Source organism: Dyadobacter arcticus (genome assembly GCF_011762185.1).
Lineage (GTDB): Bacteria > Bacteroidota > Bacteroidia > Cytophagales > Spirosomataceae > Dyadobacter > Dyadobacter arcticus.
This window is the reverse complement of sequence record NZ_JAASQJ010000001.1, coordinates 686,682-701,878: the sequence shown is the minus strand read 5'-3', so window position 1 is coordinate 701,878 and position 15,197 is coordinate 686,682. Positions and strand designations below refer to the sequence as shown.

Genomic DNA, 15,197 nt, shown 5'->3' with positions numbered 1-15,197 from the left:
GTTGGTTTAAAATTCTGATGCAGTACGATTACAACCGCTCCAAAATAAAGTTACCATCAATGCCCAATTTTTGATGCAATGCTTTTAAAAAGGCCACATCCGGCTCCCGCTTGCCGTTTAATATCTGAGATATCTTTGCAGCTCCCATTCCAAACATTTCTGCCAATTTCCCTTGCGTAATGTTCATTTCAGTAATTTTTTGCTGCACAACTGAATTGATTGTTATTGTCAGAGGCATTATTTTGAGATCATTATCCTCATAATGCTCCGCTAGTAGCGTCAATTTTTGCAATTCGTCAGATTCCCTCTGATCGAGGGTAAGAAACCCTCCGCCGTCTGTTGCTTTTTGCAGGTAATTTTCAATCAGTGCCATCACCTGATCGTACTGTTTTTCATTTCTTATTTTGTCTATCATAAATGATGTATTAAACAATTGAGCAAATAATCCTATCATAATCCCCATGTGTACCTATAAACCTGATGTAAACGGTTCTTTTATCAAAGTGAATCATCGCTACGATCCTGTAATTATTACCTTTTATATTAAATACATATCTGTCATTGCCGACTGCATCAACTGCATTGAAGGTATCCCGCATACTATTAAAACATGACCAATTGCAGCGTTTAACGATCCTGTACCACTGATTTAACGGCTTCGCAGCATTGGGATGTATCTTTGAAAATGCCGATAGTACAGTTTTGGAAATAATAACCATCAAGCAAAGTTAATAATATTTTCAAATTTTGAAATAAATTTCGAATATCGAAATATCGATCTTTGGATTTGATTTTATTCGAACTTTTGCGGCACAGTTCTTTTAATATCCGCGTACCAGTCTTTGAACCAAATCAACAAACGAAAACCATGGATATTTACCAAATTGCCAGCACCTGGGATCAGTCATATGCTAGTGCAGATCCCTTCGGTCCGGACGAAACGCCGGCGTATGATCCACGTCCCGAGGTACCATCCCCCGATATTCCGGAAGAGACACCGCCATTCGAAAGAGATCCTGAAACCCCGCCCGTGGAACCTAGTCCTGAGTTACCTCCCCTACAACCTGTCATTCCAGAAGTAGAACCTTTGCCGCAGCCCGGCGGTGAGCCGGATATTCCCGCCTTTAACTAATCTGAATACAGCCTAGCTTCCATTCCCTGAGCGTTGAACTTCTGGGAATTTGGCGAGGTGCAGGTAATTTTCCTGATCAAAGCAAACAAATATCACCTGCTCAGGAAGGTCATTTTCTACCATATAACCCGAGACTGTGGTTACCGCAATTTCTGCGGCCTCATCTTTTGGATATCCGTAAATCCCCGTGCTGATATTTGGAAAAGCAATGCTCTTACATCCGTTCTCGTTAGCAAGCTTCAATGAATTCCGATAGCAATTTGCGAGTTTTTCTTCTTCTCCTTTGTTTCCTCCTTGCCATACCGGCCCGACGGTGTGAATAACATATTTAGCAGGTAATGTCCCCGCAGTTGTAATCACCGCTTCCCCGGTTGGGCAGCCTCCTTGTCGTGCCACTATTCTTCTACAATCATCTAAGATAGCCGGGCCACCGGCCCTGTGAATGGCGCCATCTACGCCTCCCCCACCCATCAAAGATGAGTTAGCGGCATTCACAATTGCGTCCACATTCAAACTTGTAATGTCTCCTTTTATGACTTCAATATTCACTGGCTGCATGTTCTAAGTTTATGCAGCTTATGGAAAAAATCATTCCTGATAGTCAACCAGATGTCTGATCACTCTTTCAGAAAATCAAATTTGTTTGGCGGATACCGTAGGAATTTTCGCCTGTTCTATACAATTTATTCCACTGATTTATGAAGGTTTGCGATTTGTAGACCTATTTTACTCACAAACACAACATAGTAATTTCTATTTTCCTATATCTCAATCTCGAATAAATACTATCTTAGAAGTGAATTTAATCCTTCCTCTATGAAAAATAGTTTACTTTCCTTGCTGTTGCTCTTCAGCTTTAATTGCATTGCACAATCTTATCGCCCGCTAACTGCGAAAATCGAAGCCGAAAGTTTTGATGCCATCCAAGGCGTCGGCACTGAGGCGTCAGAAGATGTAAACGGAGGATTGGATGTGGGCTGGATGAACGACGGAAGCTGGGTGGAATACAATGTAAATGTAGCTTCCGCTGGCTATTATTCCTTCAAGTTGCGCTTTGCCAACGGATTCAGCGACAATGCCACCATTCAATTAAAAGCTTCGAACGGAACGGTACTAGGACAAAAACTCCTGCCAAGAACGGGCGGAATGCAAGGCTGGGCCGATATTACAATGCTTGCAGCTTTGCCGGCAGGTAACCAAACAATCCGATTCTTTGCCGAACATGGCACTTTTGCATTCAACTGGTTTGAAGCATCCGCACCATCGGTAAACTTACCTGGAAAAGTGGAAGCGGAAAGTTTTGACCTTGCCAGCAATGTCAGAAATGAAGTTACTCAAGATGCGGGCGGCGGCATGAACGTGGCCGACATTGACGACAATGATTGGATGGAATACAATGTGAATGTTTCTTCATCAGGCACTTACACTTTCTTTTTCCGCGTGGCCAATAGTTGGGGAAATGGAAAAATTGAAGTCAGGAATGCAGGTGGAACTGCTCTGGGAGACGTGAATGTGCCTAGGACTGGCGGCTGGCAAAATTATGTCACGGTTAGCACCACTGCAAGCCTTCCGGAAGGAAATCAAATCATCCGGATTTACGCCCAACAAGGTGCTTTTAATTTCAACTGGTTTGAGGTTGCGGGTGAGGTGCCTTTGCTGACCAAAAACTTGCCTGGCAAAATCGAAGCCGAAAATTTCAGCAACGCCAACAACATACAAACCGAAAACACGGGAGATACGGATGGTGCTATGAATGTTGGAAGCATCGACGATGGAGACTGGATGGATTACCACCTCAATGTGCAAACTGGCGGGCTATATAATTTCAAATTCCGTGCGGCCAGCGCGAATGGCAACGGACTGGTACAAGTTAAGAATGCTGCCGGAAATGTGCTTGGGCAGGTTGACGTTCCCTGGACTGGCGGCTGGCAAAGTTATCAGACATTGGGTACACCAATTACGCTACCCGCAGGACATCAGGTGCTCAGGTTATTTGCCAATAAAGGTGGTTTTAACCTGAATTGGTTTGAAGCGCTATCTGCTGGGGTTTCAATACCTGCAAAAATTGAAGCCGAGGCATTTGATTTAGCGAGTAATGTGGGCAGCGAAACCACGCAGGACGCGGGCGGCGGAACGGTAGTATCCAGTATCGACGATAACGACTGGCTCGAGTATAATGCCAATGTTGCTGTGGGCGGTACTTATACTTTCTTCTTTCGGGTAGCGAACAGCTGGGGAAATGGCATGATCCAAATCAAAGATGGGAACGGACCTACAATTGGCCAGGTAAGTGTTCCGAGAACTGGCGGCTGGCAGAATTTTGTGACCGTGAGTACTACTGCAACCTTATCAGCCGGAAACCACAATATCCGCATTTTCGCCCAGCAGGGCGCATTTAACCTCAATTGGATTGAGATAGCGGGAGAAATTCCTTTATTGACGAAACAACTCCCTGGTAAAATTGAAGCGGAAGATTTTGATGGCGCAAGCGTGATCCAGACAGAAAATACGGGTGACGCAAACGGTGTTTTGAATGTGGGCAGCATTGAAGACGGTGACTGGATGGATTATCATGTAAATGTGGCCAATGCAGGCGTACATACCTTCCAGTTCCGAGTAGCTTCTCCAAATGGAAACGGTCAAATTGAAATAAAAAAAGCCTCAGGAGAGGTTTTAGGCAGCATTATTATCCCATGGACGGGCGGTTGGCAAAGCTATCAAACATTGAGCACCACAGCGACTTTGACCGCCGGACATCAGGTATTGCGACTTTATGCTGATAGGGGGAATTTCAATATCAACTGGTTTGAAGCCCAGCCTGGCAATAACATACCGAAGCCACAAGCTGTCATCAGTTTCTCAGCACTTTCTGCGAAAACACCCGGCGAGCCAGCCTTTAACATTAATGCGACCAGCACGAACAATGAGGTACCTGTTACTTTCTCATCCTCCAATACTTCCGTAATTACCGTATCCAATGCTACCGGAAACTGGAAAGCTACCATTGTGGGCGAAGGCACTTCGGTGATAACGGCATCCCAGGCTGGAAGCACCTCATTCGCAGCCGCTGCCGACGTTACGCAAACGCAATTGGTACACCCAAATTCTCCCTCAACACCGCTAGTGAAAATTTCGCTCGACCCGAAGCGCTGGTATCAGCTGACCAATGCAACCAGCGGGTTAGATGGACTTTTTGACGGAAATACACAGGTTAATGTGAACACCGGCTGGGGTAAGGTCTTGAACGAATACGAAGCTTACTACCCATTGCTCGAAGGAGAGCAAATCACCATCGAGGCCATTAAATTCTTTGATTTTGAAGGTTCCGCACCTGACAGTCCAATGAGTCTTTCTGTGATTACCGACCAATGGGAGCGCATTCAGATCGCGACGTTCAAAGGATACGAATATAATAGCTGGGTGGGGCCCAACCCGGATAGCCAGGTTCCCGGTGAGGCAAAATTCAAGCTCAATGCGCCGGTTGGCAATTTTAAATACCTCGTTTTAAAGGTTCAGGGTGTCCTGCCAACTGAAATGGAGTTTTACGGAACCTACACACCTCCTACTCAGACTTTCGGACCTGTTCCACAGAAATCAGCACGGCTTGGCGATATGTTTGGGGTGAATGGTTATGAGTGGAATTTTGAGTTGGGCAGCAACCCCGGCCAGATCAACGAGCCGCTGATGAATATGGCCAAAAGCTTCGGTGGATTTCGCCACTATATGGATTGGCAAAAATTGGAGCCGGAAGAAGGGGTTTACACCTACAATCCAACTATTTACGGAGGCTGGAATTACGATGCCATTTATGAACGCTGCAAAGCAGAAAATATAGAAGTACTGGCTTGTTTAAAAACCTTACCTAACTGGATGCTGGACAGCTATCCGGCCGGTGAGCAGGACAATGAAAACGTACCAGTGCGGTTTGGAAAGGATTTTAATGATCCGAATTCTTATAAGGAACAGGCAAAAATGGGTTTCCAATATGCGGCAAGATATGGAAGCAATACCAATGTAGACCCGGCTTTATTAAGCACCCATAACACGCCAAGATGGAACGGAGATGTGCCTAACTCGGTGAAAATCGGTCTTAATTTGGTGAAGTACATTGAATGTGATAACGAACGGGATAAATGGTGGAAGGGGCGCAAAGCTTACCAGACTGCCCGCGAATATGCAGCGAACTTATCTGCTTTTTATGATGGTCATAAAAACACGATGGGTGCTGGTGTGGGCATTAAAAATGCCGATCCTAATATGAAAGTGGTGATTGCAGGATTGGTAAGCGGTCCGGATTACATTAAAGGAATGGTCGATTGGTGCAAACAATACCGCGGATACAAGGCTGATGGGACGGTTAACCTCTGCTGGGACATCGTGAATTTCCACCTTTACGTAGATAATGCTACGATGAACCAAAGTGGCACTTCGACGCGCGGCGCAGCTCCGGAAGTCACAAATGCCAAACAGATTTTGGATGATTTTATGAAGACATCGCATGAAATATCCTATGATATGCCTGTTTGGATCACTGAAACGGGCTACGATGTAAATCAGGGAAGTCCCTTGAAAGCGATACCGATTGGAAGCAAATCAGCATTGGTTACCCAGGCGGACTGGGTTTTGAGGACTTCCCTTTTTTCGGCGAGAGCGGGCATTGAGAAAGTATTCTTTTATCAAATGTATGATGATAACACCGGCTCAGGTATGTTTGGAACTTCCGGCTTACTCAATGCCGACCAGACCCGCAGACCAGCCGCGGACTATATCAATCAGGTGAACAAACAATTTGGCAACTACCGCTATAAGGAAACTTTAAATAACGACCCGATCGTGGACCGATACGAATTGAATGGAAAGTCGCTTTTTGTACTGACCGTCCCGGATGAGGTGGGCAGGACAGCTGAGTATGAGGTTAATCTCAATGAATCTGGCATTGCCAAAATATACACTCCTCTTGCCGGTAGCAGCAATATGGACGTTCAGGAAAAACCAATTGTAGATGGCAAAGTAACCGTCACGGCTGGGGAAACGCCCATTTTTGTTATCGCAGGAAATGCATCCAATGCAAGAACGGCAGCGATTGAGAGTGCTGCAATGCCAATTGAAACCCTACACGCAGATGTGAAAATTTATCCAAACCCTACCTCTGATTTTATCAGTGTAGACCTTGCAAATAACAGCATTGGAAATGTAGAAATTAAACTGTTTGAAGCAGGTTCAGGACGTTTGCACCAGACAATCCGTGTTCACAAAAGCGGGGATAAATTCTCCCATAAACTGGACATTTCGCACCTACCTGCCAGCATGTACATTGTGGAAATAAGTCAGGAACAGCAACATGCGTTCAGGAAAGTTGCTAAGCTAAATTAAGCCCTCTAAAAATCAAGAAACCCGGCGAGTAACCGGGTTTCTTGATTTTACATCTAGGCTGACTTCCTTTCAAGTCGATTGGTATTTTCGAGCCGGGCAATGTTGAATTTGTCGCGGTATTCTTTTGGGGTAACCCCCGTGCTTTTTTTGAATAGCTGGCGGAAAGATTTTAAATCATTATATCCCGAATTCAACATCACTTCCAGGACGCTCTGATCTGTTTGAGCAAGCAATTTTTTGGCCGCTTCTATTCTGGTACGCTGGAGATATTCAATCGGCGTAACGCCAATTGCTTGTTTGAACCTGCGTACAACATTTCGTCTGCTTGCGGGAATGTCCTGGATCAAAGTTTCAATGGTGCTGCCCTCCTGGTATTCTTTTTCTATCTTTTGCTGCGCCATGTTCACAAGTCCGTCACCATGATTTTGTGAGGGTGAGAATGTACCGAAGTACGTTTGCTGCTCCCGATCCATATCAATCGCAAACATTTTAGCGGTCTTGAGGGTAAGCTCCTTACCGCAACGCCTCTGAATCAGATAAAGCATAAGGTGAAAGCTGCTGGTAGCACCTCCGCTGGTATAAATTCCCGAGTCATCTGTGACGACCGCGTCGCTTTTCATAATGATTTCTGGAAAATTGGAAGCCAATGCCTGGGCAGAATCAATGTGTGTGGTCGCTTCTTTGCCATTTAATAACCCGGCAGCGGCAAGTAAAAATGCCCCTGTACAAAAACTGGCAATCTCAGCCCCCTTTTTGCGCTGTTCCCAAAGCCAGGGAATAAACATTTTGTTACCGGAAACCGAAATTCCAAGATCTCCGGCACCAAAAGCAGGTACTAAAATTAAATCCATTTGTCCTGAATTCTGGATCGATTGCATAGCATAAGACCCGTAATACGCGCCCGGTTGGTTATCGGAGGAGAACAGGTTAATGTTAAAAAAAGCCGGCTCATTGATTCTTTCATAAAAACTGTTGACTGATTCAAATACGTCCAAAAGGGCTGCTACACTTAATAAACGGTGCTTGTTTGTAATCAAAAGACCTAATTGTACCATGTTGATGATTTTGAATTGATGAAAGCGGATAGCAATATAGGACTTTTTTGGCTCGAATACCCCTTTTTAGGGGGCCACGAATGCACTAATAGGCACGAATAATACCAGAATTTAATAAATTCGTGCACATTCAAGTATTCGTGGCTAAAAATTTAAAGCACTGTGAGCAAAACCAAATTCGAAATTTCGCTGGAATCCGGCATTCACCAGCACATTCAGGCCTTTGTCGGGAGTTGGGAAGGAAACACCAAGACCTGGTTTGAACCCAACGTTGTTGCAGATGACTCACCCATGACCGGTACGATCCGATCTGTTCTCGGCGGCCGGTTTATTCTGCACGAATACCGAGGCAGCCTGAGCGGCGAACCATTTGAGGGAATTGCCATTTACGGATTCGACATTTCAAATAACAAATTTCAGTCCTCCTGGATCGACAGTTTTCACATGAGCACCGGAATTATGCTGTCTGAGGGTCATTCCATCGACCAGGGGTTTTCGGTTTTGGGAAGTTATGGCAGCCCGGATTTTCCCGAGCCCTGGGGCTGGCGAACCACCGTCCACCTCGCCAATCCCGATCAAATGATCATCACCGCCTACAACATTTCGCCGGAAGGCCAGGAGGATAAGGCGACGGAGACCGTTTACAGGCGGGTTGGGTGACGCTGTTAAACCTAAAAATTCGAATGTAAAGGGGGATTTGATAATGTCGGAGATAGTGACTCTCTCCGATTTCCTTTGAACATCCAGCGAAAGTTTCTCCGAACCCGCATTGTGAACAATAGCAAATTATTGCAGCCTTTCATTTTCCCAATGGCATGGATTTGTTAGCCTGCGGTTGACTAATGACATTGAACGGATGAAGCACATTATCAATAACATACTCTGTATTATTGCGATTTTCTGGCTGGCATGTTGCAAGCCGGTACCGGTATCGCACTGGTTTCCCGTTACACCACAGGAACATTATGAAAAAGAGCTCTATAAAGACAAACTGGAAAAAACCATAGCTGGCCAGACCTGGTTTAGGGTCGGGCAGGAAGTGCTGAATGATTCAGTATTTTCAATTGCGCCCTATCAGGAACGCTTTTATCTCGGGGACTCTATTCCCGCGCAGGCGATCCGTCTGCAAATTCCGGAAGGCAGAAGACTTGTCATCACGCCGCTCCGCGATCAACAGGATACCGTTTCCCGGCTGTTCGTAGAGTTATATAAAATCAAATCCAACGGCAAAACACAGCGAATCGATTACCTAGGTGAAGGCGGACAGGTTTTAACTTATGACAATTACGAAAGTGACACCTTACTGCTCCGACTTCAAACTGGGCTGAATGACAAACTTTCCGTAACACTCACATTATCAACATTGCCCTCATTGGGCTTTCCAGTTGCGGGTTATAATATGTCGAGCGTGATCAGCTATTGGGGCGCCGAACGTGACAGAGGAATAAGATCTCATGAAGGCATAGACATCAGCGCCAAACGCGGGACACCGGTAATTGCTTCGCAGAGCGGTTTCATAACACAGACAGGCACAAATAATTTGGGCGGAAAAGTTGTTTTTATGTCCTCACTCGGAACTCCGTACTCACTTTATTACGCACATTTGGATAGTCAGCTAGTAGCAGTAGGTCAGAAGGTTACCAGGGGCGACACACTAGGATTGGTGGGAAATACCGGTAATGCAATCACCACCGCGCCACATTTGCATTTCGGGATTTACTCCCGTAGCTCTGGTGCGGTCAATCCGCTGCCGTTCATTAATGATCGGAAGGAGAAGATACCAGGTCTGCCGGAGCGTTCGCCTTGGCTGGGTGATACGGTTCTTATTAGGAAAAAAACGAGTTTGTTTACTTCTGCACAATTTCAGGAATCCGAACAAATCAGATCATTGCCTTCCAATACACTGGTTAGAATATTGGGTGAAATTCCCAAAGGATATCGTGTTCAATTGGAAGATGGAACCAAGGGCTATATTCCCACGGTAACAATTCAAAAGTATCGGAAGACTATTTCAATTCGTCGCAAGGCTTCCGAAGGGGAAAATAGCCGATGACACATGTGCCTTGTTCATGATCTGACCCAATTCCTTTGCCTTATCAGGAAATTGCGGAGTCAGATTGGTCGTTTCCGAGGGATCTTTGGACAAGTCATACAATTCTACCAATGCATCCGGATTCCCAGCCGCTTTTTGGCGCACGGCTTTCCAATTTCCTTGCCGTACGGCTTGCCTCCCGCCCTGTTCATGAAATTCCCAATACAAGTATTCGTGTTTTTTCTGGGTTGGCATTCCTTTCAATGCATCTGTAAATGATATCCCATCAATGTTTGTTGGTGCCTTCGCATTTGCAAGCTCCGCAAATGTGGGAAGGATGTCCCAGAACGCGCCAATAAAGTCGCTTTTCGAACCTGGCTTAATCGTGCCCGGCCAGCGCGCCGCAAATGGCTCTCGCATGCCTCCTTCATAAAGGTCCCTTTTCACACCGCGAAATCCGCCGCTGCTATTGAAAAACTTCGGATCGGCCCCACCTTCAACATGCGGACCATTATCACTTGTGAAGATTACCAACGTATTTTTATCTAGGCCCTTTTCTTTCAATTTTTGTAATACCTGCCCTACATACATATCAAGACGGGAAACCATGGCAGCAAAAGTTGCGTGTGGGAATTCCTGAGATGCATAACCGCCGCCAGTTGCCCCGGGGCCATAATCTGCCCCTTTGAAAGGTTTCTCTTCAAATTTCCCTTTGTAGTATTGGAAAATACTGTCGTCGGGAACAACCAGTTCCGCGTGAGGAAGGATATAAGGCAAAAACAGAAAAAAAGGCTGCTCACCATCCTTGCTATCTATAAAAGAAAGCGCTTGTTTTTGGATCAGGTCTGGCGCGTAATCCTTATTATAAATCAGGTTTTTGTTGGCTTCCAATATAATTTTACGGTCATTATTCCAAAGGTGATTAGGGTAGTAGCGATGCGCGAGACTCTGACAATTATATCCATAGAAATGGTCAAAGCCCTGTTTATTTGGATCGCCTTCCGAACCTACCGGCCCGAGGCCCCACTTGCCAAAAGCTCCCGTGACATAACCGGCCTTTTTGAGGATTTCCGCCACCGTCAGCACAGAATCGGCAATCGGCTGCTGCCCTTCCGGTTCCACGCTTTTATTTCCGCGGATATAGGTATGACCTGTATGTTGCCCGCTCAATAAAGACGAACGCGAAGGGGCGCAAACGGAGGTACCTGCATAAAATTGGTTGAATATCATCCCCTCTCGGGCCAAACGATCAATATGAGGCGTTTTGATCAACTTTTGTCCATTGAAACCCACATCACCATATCCCAGATCGTCGGCGAGGATGAAAACAATGTTGGGACGGCTTGGTTTGGCAGCCTGTGCATATAATGGCGAACCTGATGGGTTCGCAGCCAGGGTCAAAAACAGGAAAAAATATTTAGTCATTCTCAGAAGGTCAGGATATAAATAAAAGGTTTTGCAACCGCAAGATTACTTGGAAATCTGAAAGAATCCTGCCGAAAAAAAGGCAGAAAACAGTTTTTGAACCGCAAAATTGAACGGATAAATTCCCTGGAAGCAGGCGAATAGAAAGTATAATGCTATGTATCTTTGCACCTGATACCCTTTGACAGCCGGGACGAAGAGCATGAATTGACAACCACCGAAAATTCCGGCAAATCGGCCCCAGGCTGTCTTTCAGGGTATCAGGTGCGTTAACGTTTAGTCAAAATTGGAATACCCGAAAAGTTTAATCTACTTAATTGGTAGACAAAGTAAAGAAAGAGATTCTAATTAAACAACCGTTGATAAATAGAGATTTTCAAATACTTAAAAAAATCCTTCAATTATTTCTTCTCAACGCGTCCTGCAACCCTTACATTCTTTCCTTTCTTTTGCTGTAAATCATCGCCCAAATCTTCCCTGGCGGCTTCGGCGATTTTTTCGAGTTCGGTGATGATTTCGGGATTTTGCTCTAATACATTATTGCGTTCACCCGGATCACGCGTCAGATGGTAAAGCGCTTTTGGAAAGAGGTGATCTTCGGGGATTAGACCAGGTTGCCCATTCTTGCCGGGTAAGGAACCTTCGTAAGTCCGGCCGGGATGTTCAAAGATTAATTTCCAATCGTTTTTCCGGACTGCTTCAAGGTTGTTTTGTCGGTAATAGTAGAGAAAACTTTCTCGGGGTGTCGTACTGTCATCACCTTTCAAAAGATTCACAAATTCAATACCATCAATCTTCGCTTTTGGCAACTTTGCACCGGTTAGCTTGGCGATGGTAGGTAGAATGTCAATGGTTGACAGCAACTTATTGGAAACCCTGCCTGCCGGCACAACGCCTGGCCAGCGCATAATACAAGGCTCCCGTTGCCCGCCTTCAAATGAAGTTCCTTTACCTTCCCGAAATCCTCCCGCCGATCCCGCGTGGTCGCCGTAATTCAGCCAGGGGCCGTTGTCGCTGGTAAAAATGACCAGCGTGTTCTTGTCCAGACCCTGGGTTTTCAGCTCCTTCATAATCTCGCCAACAGACCAGTCCAGCTCCATCATAACATCCCCAAAAATACCACGGCCACTTTTGCCTTTAAACTTTGCAGATGCTGCAAGCGGCACGTGCGGCAATGGATGAGGCACATACAAGAAGAATGGCTTACTCTTATTTTTTCTGATAAATGAAATTGCATGTTCTGTAATCACCGGCGTAAGTTCACTGGCATCATCCAGCGTTTTGATCTCCTTACCCTGCTTATTTCCATCAATCCAATGCAGCGGAGGATATTTTGAGGTTTCCTGCCAGGGATGTAGCGGCCACATATCATGTGAATACGGCACCCCATAGTATTCATCAAAGCCTTGCTGCAAGGGCAGAAACTGTTCTTGACTTCCCAGGTGCCATTTCCCAAAAATACCCGTCGCATATCCCTGCGCCTTTACCAATTCAGCGATCGTTTCCTCTTCCGGATTTAAACCGATCGGCGACGAAGGCCCGAATGCCCCCGATATTCCGAGCCGGTTTGGATAACAGCCGGTTAGTAATGCTGCCCGCGAAGCGCTGCAAACGGCCTGAGCTGCCATGAAGTTTGTAAACCGGGTTCCTTCAAACGCCATTTTATCCAGATTGGGCGTGGTGTACCCCAGCGCCCCATTGACCGACAAATCACCATATCCCAGGTCATCAATAAAAAAAAGGACAATGTTGGGAGTTTTTGCTGGTGGTTTTTCAGACTGGAATGCAGTTAGCAGATAAAAGCCAAGACATAAAACGGCGGCAGAAACCAAACGGAGCATTTTAAGAGACATTTTATGAAAGATCATTTTCGGAAATTTATTGATAAATCCATTATGCCGACTAATCATGCAGCATAATCCGTGAATCTAGCTGATAATGCTTGTTTTCATTGCTATTTTAAAAAAGGCTATTTACTTTCATCATTCACAGTTCCTTTTATTAGCCTTCAAAAATGTCAAACGAGACCACTTTTTATGGTGTGAAAGAAATTGCCCGGCGGGCCAATGTGTCAATTGCAACCGTAGACAGGGTAATCCACAATCGTTCGGGTGTATCGGAGAAAACGAAAAAGAAAATCAATGACATTATAAAGGAGCTTGATTATCAGCCCAATATTCTTGCTAGTCGGCTTGCCTCCCGAAAAATCATATCGCTTGCAGTTTTAATTCCCAAAGTTTCTGAGGAAACCGATTTTTGGGAATCACCATTGAAAGGGATTTCCCGAGCAGAAACCGAGATAAAGAAATATGGCGTTCAGGCTATACCGTTTTTCTTTGATCTGAACGACCGCAACTCATTCAATGCAAAGGCAGATCTCATTTTGGAAGGGAATTTCCATGGCGTATTACTTGCTCCTTCATTTGTGGAAGAAGCCAAACAATTTACCGAAGCCTGTTATTCCAGAAAAATACCTTTCACATTCATCGACTCCGATCTGCCTGACCAGCACAATCTCTGTTACATTGGTCCGCACCTCTATCAAAGCGGATATGTAGGTGCCAAGCTGCTTACCTATCGTTTGAAAGAAAGACATAAGGTGCTCGTTATCAACATTTCGAGAGCAACCGACAATTACAATTACGTTCAGATCGAAGAGGGTTTTCGCTCCTATTTTAAAGATCACAAGCTACCTGGCGACATTATCCGGGTCGACATTCAGGACACCGACAACTTATCGGTTTCTCGGGAGCTGACCAAAGTCTTAAACGATCACGAAGGCATTCAAGCCATTTTCGTAACCAATTCCAGGGTGTTTGCTGTTGCCAAGTTTCTTGAAAAAAGTAAGCGCGACGATATATCGCTGATCGGTTACGACTTCCTAAAAGAAAATATCAATTACCTGGAAAACGGATTGATCGACTTTCTGATCTGTCATAAGCCTGAGGAGCAAGGATATCGCGGACTGATGTCGTTATATGAAACATTGGTTTTAGGCACACGCATTGAAAAGGTGCAGTTTATGCCGATTGATATCATTACCAAAGAGAATCAAGCCTTTTACATGAATTAGCACACATTCTATTATTTATGTAAATTTAAATTAATTATTATATTTACGGGTACGTACCCGAACCAGAGATTATTCCTAAACACTTTTTTTAAAAATTATGCATTCTCGCGACAGAAGAAGGTTTCTTATCAAATCCATTGCGGCGGGCGCAGGATTGGGTTTTCTCCATTATCTGCCAACAACCGCGAAACCTGCCGATGGAAAACGGGTCGGCATTATTGGTCTGGATACATCTCACAGCATCGCATTTGCAAAAGCCCTGAATGCCGCCCAGCCTGATCCTGTTTTTGACGGTTACCGCATTACCGCTGCTTACCCATACGGCAGCAAGGACATTGAATCCAGCACGAAACGAATTCCAGGATACATTGAAGAAATAAAAAAGCTGGGTGTCGAGATTGCTGGCTCGATCAAAGAACTCTTAGCCAACGTCGACGTGGTACTTTTGGAAACCAATGACGGACGATTACATCTGGAACAGGCTTTGGAAGTTTTCAAAGCAGGCAAGAGAATGTTCATCGATAAACCCGTTGCGGCTTCTTTATCCGATACAATTGCTATTTATGCAGCATCTAAAAAATATAACATTCCCATATTTTCTGCTTCTTCCCTTCGCTATATTAAAGGGATAGAAAGCATTGACAAGAAAAAAGTCCTCGGTGCGGACACATATAGTCCTGCCGTTCTTGAAAAAACACATCCTGATTTCTTTTGGTATGGCATACACGGCGTGGAAACGCTCTATACTGTTATGGGGACCGGCTGCAAAAGCGTCACCCGCGTCAGTTCGCCCGATACGGATATTGTAGTAGGGATATGGGGCGATGGCCGAACAGGCACATTCCGGGGCACGCGAACAGGAAAGCACGATTATGGCGGAACGGTTTTCACCGAAGATGGCAACAAAGTGCTTGGACCATATGGAGGTTATGAGCCACTTTTAACGGATATTGTTAAGTATTTCAAAACCGGAGAGGTTCCCGTAACGCCCGAGGAAACCATTGAAATATTTGCGTTCATGGAAGCTGCGGATGAGAGCAAGCGACAGGGTGGAAAAAGCGTAACGCTTGAAAGTGTGCTTGCGAAAGCTCGAAAGAATTAAGGTTT

At 45.2% G+C, this 15,197-nt stretch carries 12 protein-coding genes; 6 read left to right on the top strand and 6 right to left on the bottom strand.

From position 1 onward, the window contains the following. Positions 1 to 28: 28 nt before the first annotated feature. Both FHS68_RS03095 and FHS68_RS03090 read right to left on the bottom strand, forming a co-directional pair. Positions 29 to 415: a helix-turn-helix domain-containing protein gene (locus FHS68_RS03095; RefSeq protein ID WP_167267120.1), complete on the bottom strand. Its 387-nt coding sequence runs from the start codon at positions 413 to 415 to the stop codon at positions 29 to 31. Positions 416 to 425: 10 nt separating this feature from the next. Continuing rightward, the gene (locus tag FHS68_RS03090) at positions 426 to 719 is read right to left on the bottom strand and encodes a type II toxin-antitoxin system HigB family toxin (protein WP_167267119.1); all 294 of its coding nucleotides are present in this window, start codon (positions 717 to 719) and stop codon (positions 426 to 428) included. A 149-nt stretch (positions 720 to 868) separates the two neighbouring features. Here FHS68_RS03090 and FHS68_RS03085 point away from each other — a divergent pair, with 149 nt between their 5' ends. Then, positions 869 to 1,132 (top strand): filamentous hemagglutinin, encoded by a 264-nt coding sequence (locus tag FHS68_RS03085; protein WP_167267117.1) that lies wholly within the window; start codon positions 869 to 871, stop codon positions 1,130 to 1,132. Positions 1,133 to 1,144: 12 nt separating this feature from the next. Here the strand turns inward: FHS68_RS03085 and FHS68_RS03080 are convergent, their stop codons facing one another. Next, the gene (locus FHS68_RS03080) at positions 1,145 to 1,690 is read right to left on the bottom strand and encodes an O-acetyl-ADP-ribose deacetylase (RefSeq protein WP_167267115.1); all 546 of its coding nucleotides are present in this window, start codon (positions 1,688 to 1,690) and stop codon (positions 1,145 to 1,147) included. A gap of 258 nt (positions 1,691 to 1,948) precedes the next feature. On the opposite strand from FHS68_RS03080, the gene FHS68_RS03075 reads away from it, so the two are divergent. Further along, positions 1,949 to 6,505, top strand: coding sequence for a carbohydrate-binding protein (locus FHS68_RS03075; protein ID WP_229211754.1), 4,557 nt, complete (start codon positions 1,949 to 1,951; stop codon positions 6,503 to 6,505). 53 nt (positions 6,506 to 6,558) lie between these two features. On the opposite strand, the gene FHS68_RS03070 is transcribed toward FHS68_RS03075, so the two are convergent. Continuing rightward, on the bottom strand, positions 6,559 to 7,560 hold the full coding sequence (locus FHS68_RS03070; RefSeq protein WP_167267114.1) for a GlxA family transcriptional regulator: 1,002 nt from the start codon (positions 7,558 to 7,560) through the stop codon (positions 6,559 to 6,561). A gap of 162 nt (positions 7,561 to 7,722) precedes the next feature. Between FHS68_RS03070 and FHS68_RS03065 the strand changes: the two genes are divergently transcribed. Both FHS68_RS03065 and FHS68_RS03060 read left to right on the top strand, forming a co-directional pair. Next, positions 7,723 to 8,220 carry a DUF1579 domain-containing protein gene (locus tag FHS68_RS03065; RefSeq protein ID WP_167267112.1) on the top strand — a complete coding sequence of 166 codons (498 nt, stop codon included), beginning with the start codon at positions 7,723 to 7,725 and terminating at the stop codon, positions 8,218 to 8,220. A 196-nt stretch (positions 8,221 to 8,416) separates the two neighbouring features. Then, complete coding sequence (locus tag FHS68_RS03060; protein ID WP_208408143.1) at positions 8,417 to 9,613, top strand: peptidoglycan DD-metalloendopeptidase family protein; 1,197 nt, start codon at positions 8,417 to 8,419, stop codon at positions 9,611 to 9,613. On the opposite strand, the gene FHS68_RS03055 is transcribed toward FHS68_RS03060, so the two are convergent. Then, complete coding sequence (locus tag FHS68_RS03055; RefSeq protein ID WP_167267111.1) at positions 9,572 to 11,017, bottom strand: arylsulfatase; 1,446 nt, start codon at positions 11,015 to 11,017, stop codon at positions 9,572 to 9,574. The genes FHS68_RS03060 and FHS68_RS03055 overlap by 42 nt on opposite strands. A gap of 401 nt (positions 11,018 to 11,418) precedes the next feature. Continuing rightward, positions 11,419 to 12,885, bottom strand: coding sequence for a sulfatase family protein (locus FHS68_RS03050; RefSeq protein ID WP_229211753.1), 1,467 nt, complete (start codon positions 12,883 to 12,885; stop codon positions 11,419 to 11,421). A gap of 146 nt (positions 12,886 to 13,031) precedes the next feature. On the opposite strand from FHS68_RS03050, the gene FHS68_RS03045 reads away from it, so the two are divergent. Together FHS68_RS03045 and FHS68_RS03040 are read left to right on the top strand one after the other, a co-directional pair. Next, complete coding sequence (locus FHS68_RS03045; RefSeq protein ID WP_167267110.1) at positions 13,032 to 14,090, top strand: LacI family DNA-binding transcriptional regulator; 1,059 nt, start codon at positions 13,032 to 13,034, stop codon at positions 14,088 to 14,090. A gap of 97 nt (positions 14,091 to 14,187) precedes the next feature. Beyond that, positions 14,188 to 15,192, top strand: coding sequence for a Gfo/Idh/MocA family protein (locus FHS68_RS03040; protein ID WP_167267109.1), 1,005 nt, complete (start codon positions 14,188 to 14,190; stop codon positions 15,190 to 15,192). Positions 15,193 to 15,197 lie beyond the last annotated feature (5 nt).

Coding starts and splice junctions, on each gene's coding strand:
- FHS68_RS03095 (WP_167267120.1), bottom strand. CDS start 415: ATGATAGACAAAATAAGAAATGAAAAACAGTACGATCAGGTGATGGCA.
- FHS68_RS03090 (WP_167267119.1), bottom strand. CDS start 719: ATGGTTATTATTTCCAAAACTGTACTATCGGCATTTTCAAAGATACAT.
- FHS68_RS03085 (WP_167267117.1), top strand. CDS start 869: ATGGATATTTACCAAATTGCCAGCACCTGGGATCAGTCATATGCTAGT.
- FHS68_RS03080 (WP_167267115.1), bottom strand. CDS start 1,690: ATGCAGCCAGTGAATATTGAAGTCATAAAAGGAGACATTACAAGTTTG.
- FHS68_RS03075 (WP_229211754.1), top strand. CDS start 1,949: ATGAAAAATAGTTTACTTTCCTTGCTGTTGCTCTTCAGCTTTAATTGC.
- FHS68_RS03070 (WP_167267114.1), bottom strand. CDS start 7,560: ATGGTACAATTAGGTCTTTTGATTACAAACAAGCACCGTTTATTAAGT.
- FHS68_RS03060 (WP_208408143.1), top strand. CDS start 8,417: ATGAAGCACATTATCAATAACATACTCTGTATTATTGCGATTTTCTGG.
- FHS68_RS03055 (WP_167267111.1), bottom strand. CDS start 11,017: ATGACTAAATATTTTTTCCTGTTTTTGACCCTGGCTGCGAACCCATCA.
- FHS68_RS03050 (WP_229211753.1), bottom strand. CDS start 12,885: ATGATCTTTCATAAAATGTCTCTTAAAATGCTCCGTTTGGTTTCTGCC.
- FHS68_RS03045 (WP_167267110.1), top strand. CDS start 13,032: ATGTCAAACGAGACCACTTTTTATGGTGTGAAAGAAATTGCCCGGCGG.
- FHS68_RS03040 (WP_167267109.1), top strand. CDS start 14,188: ATGCATTCTCGCGACAGAAGAAGGTTTCTTATCAAATCCATTGCGGCG.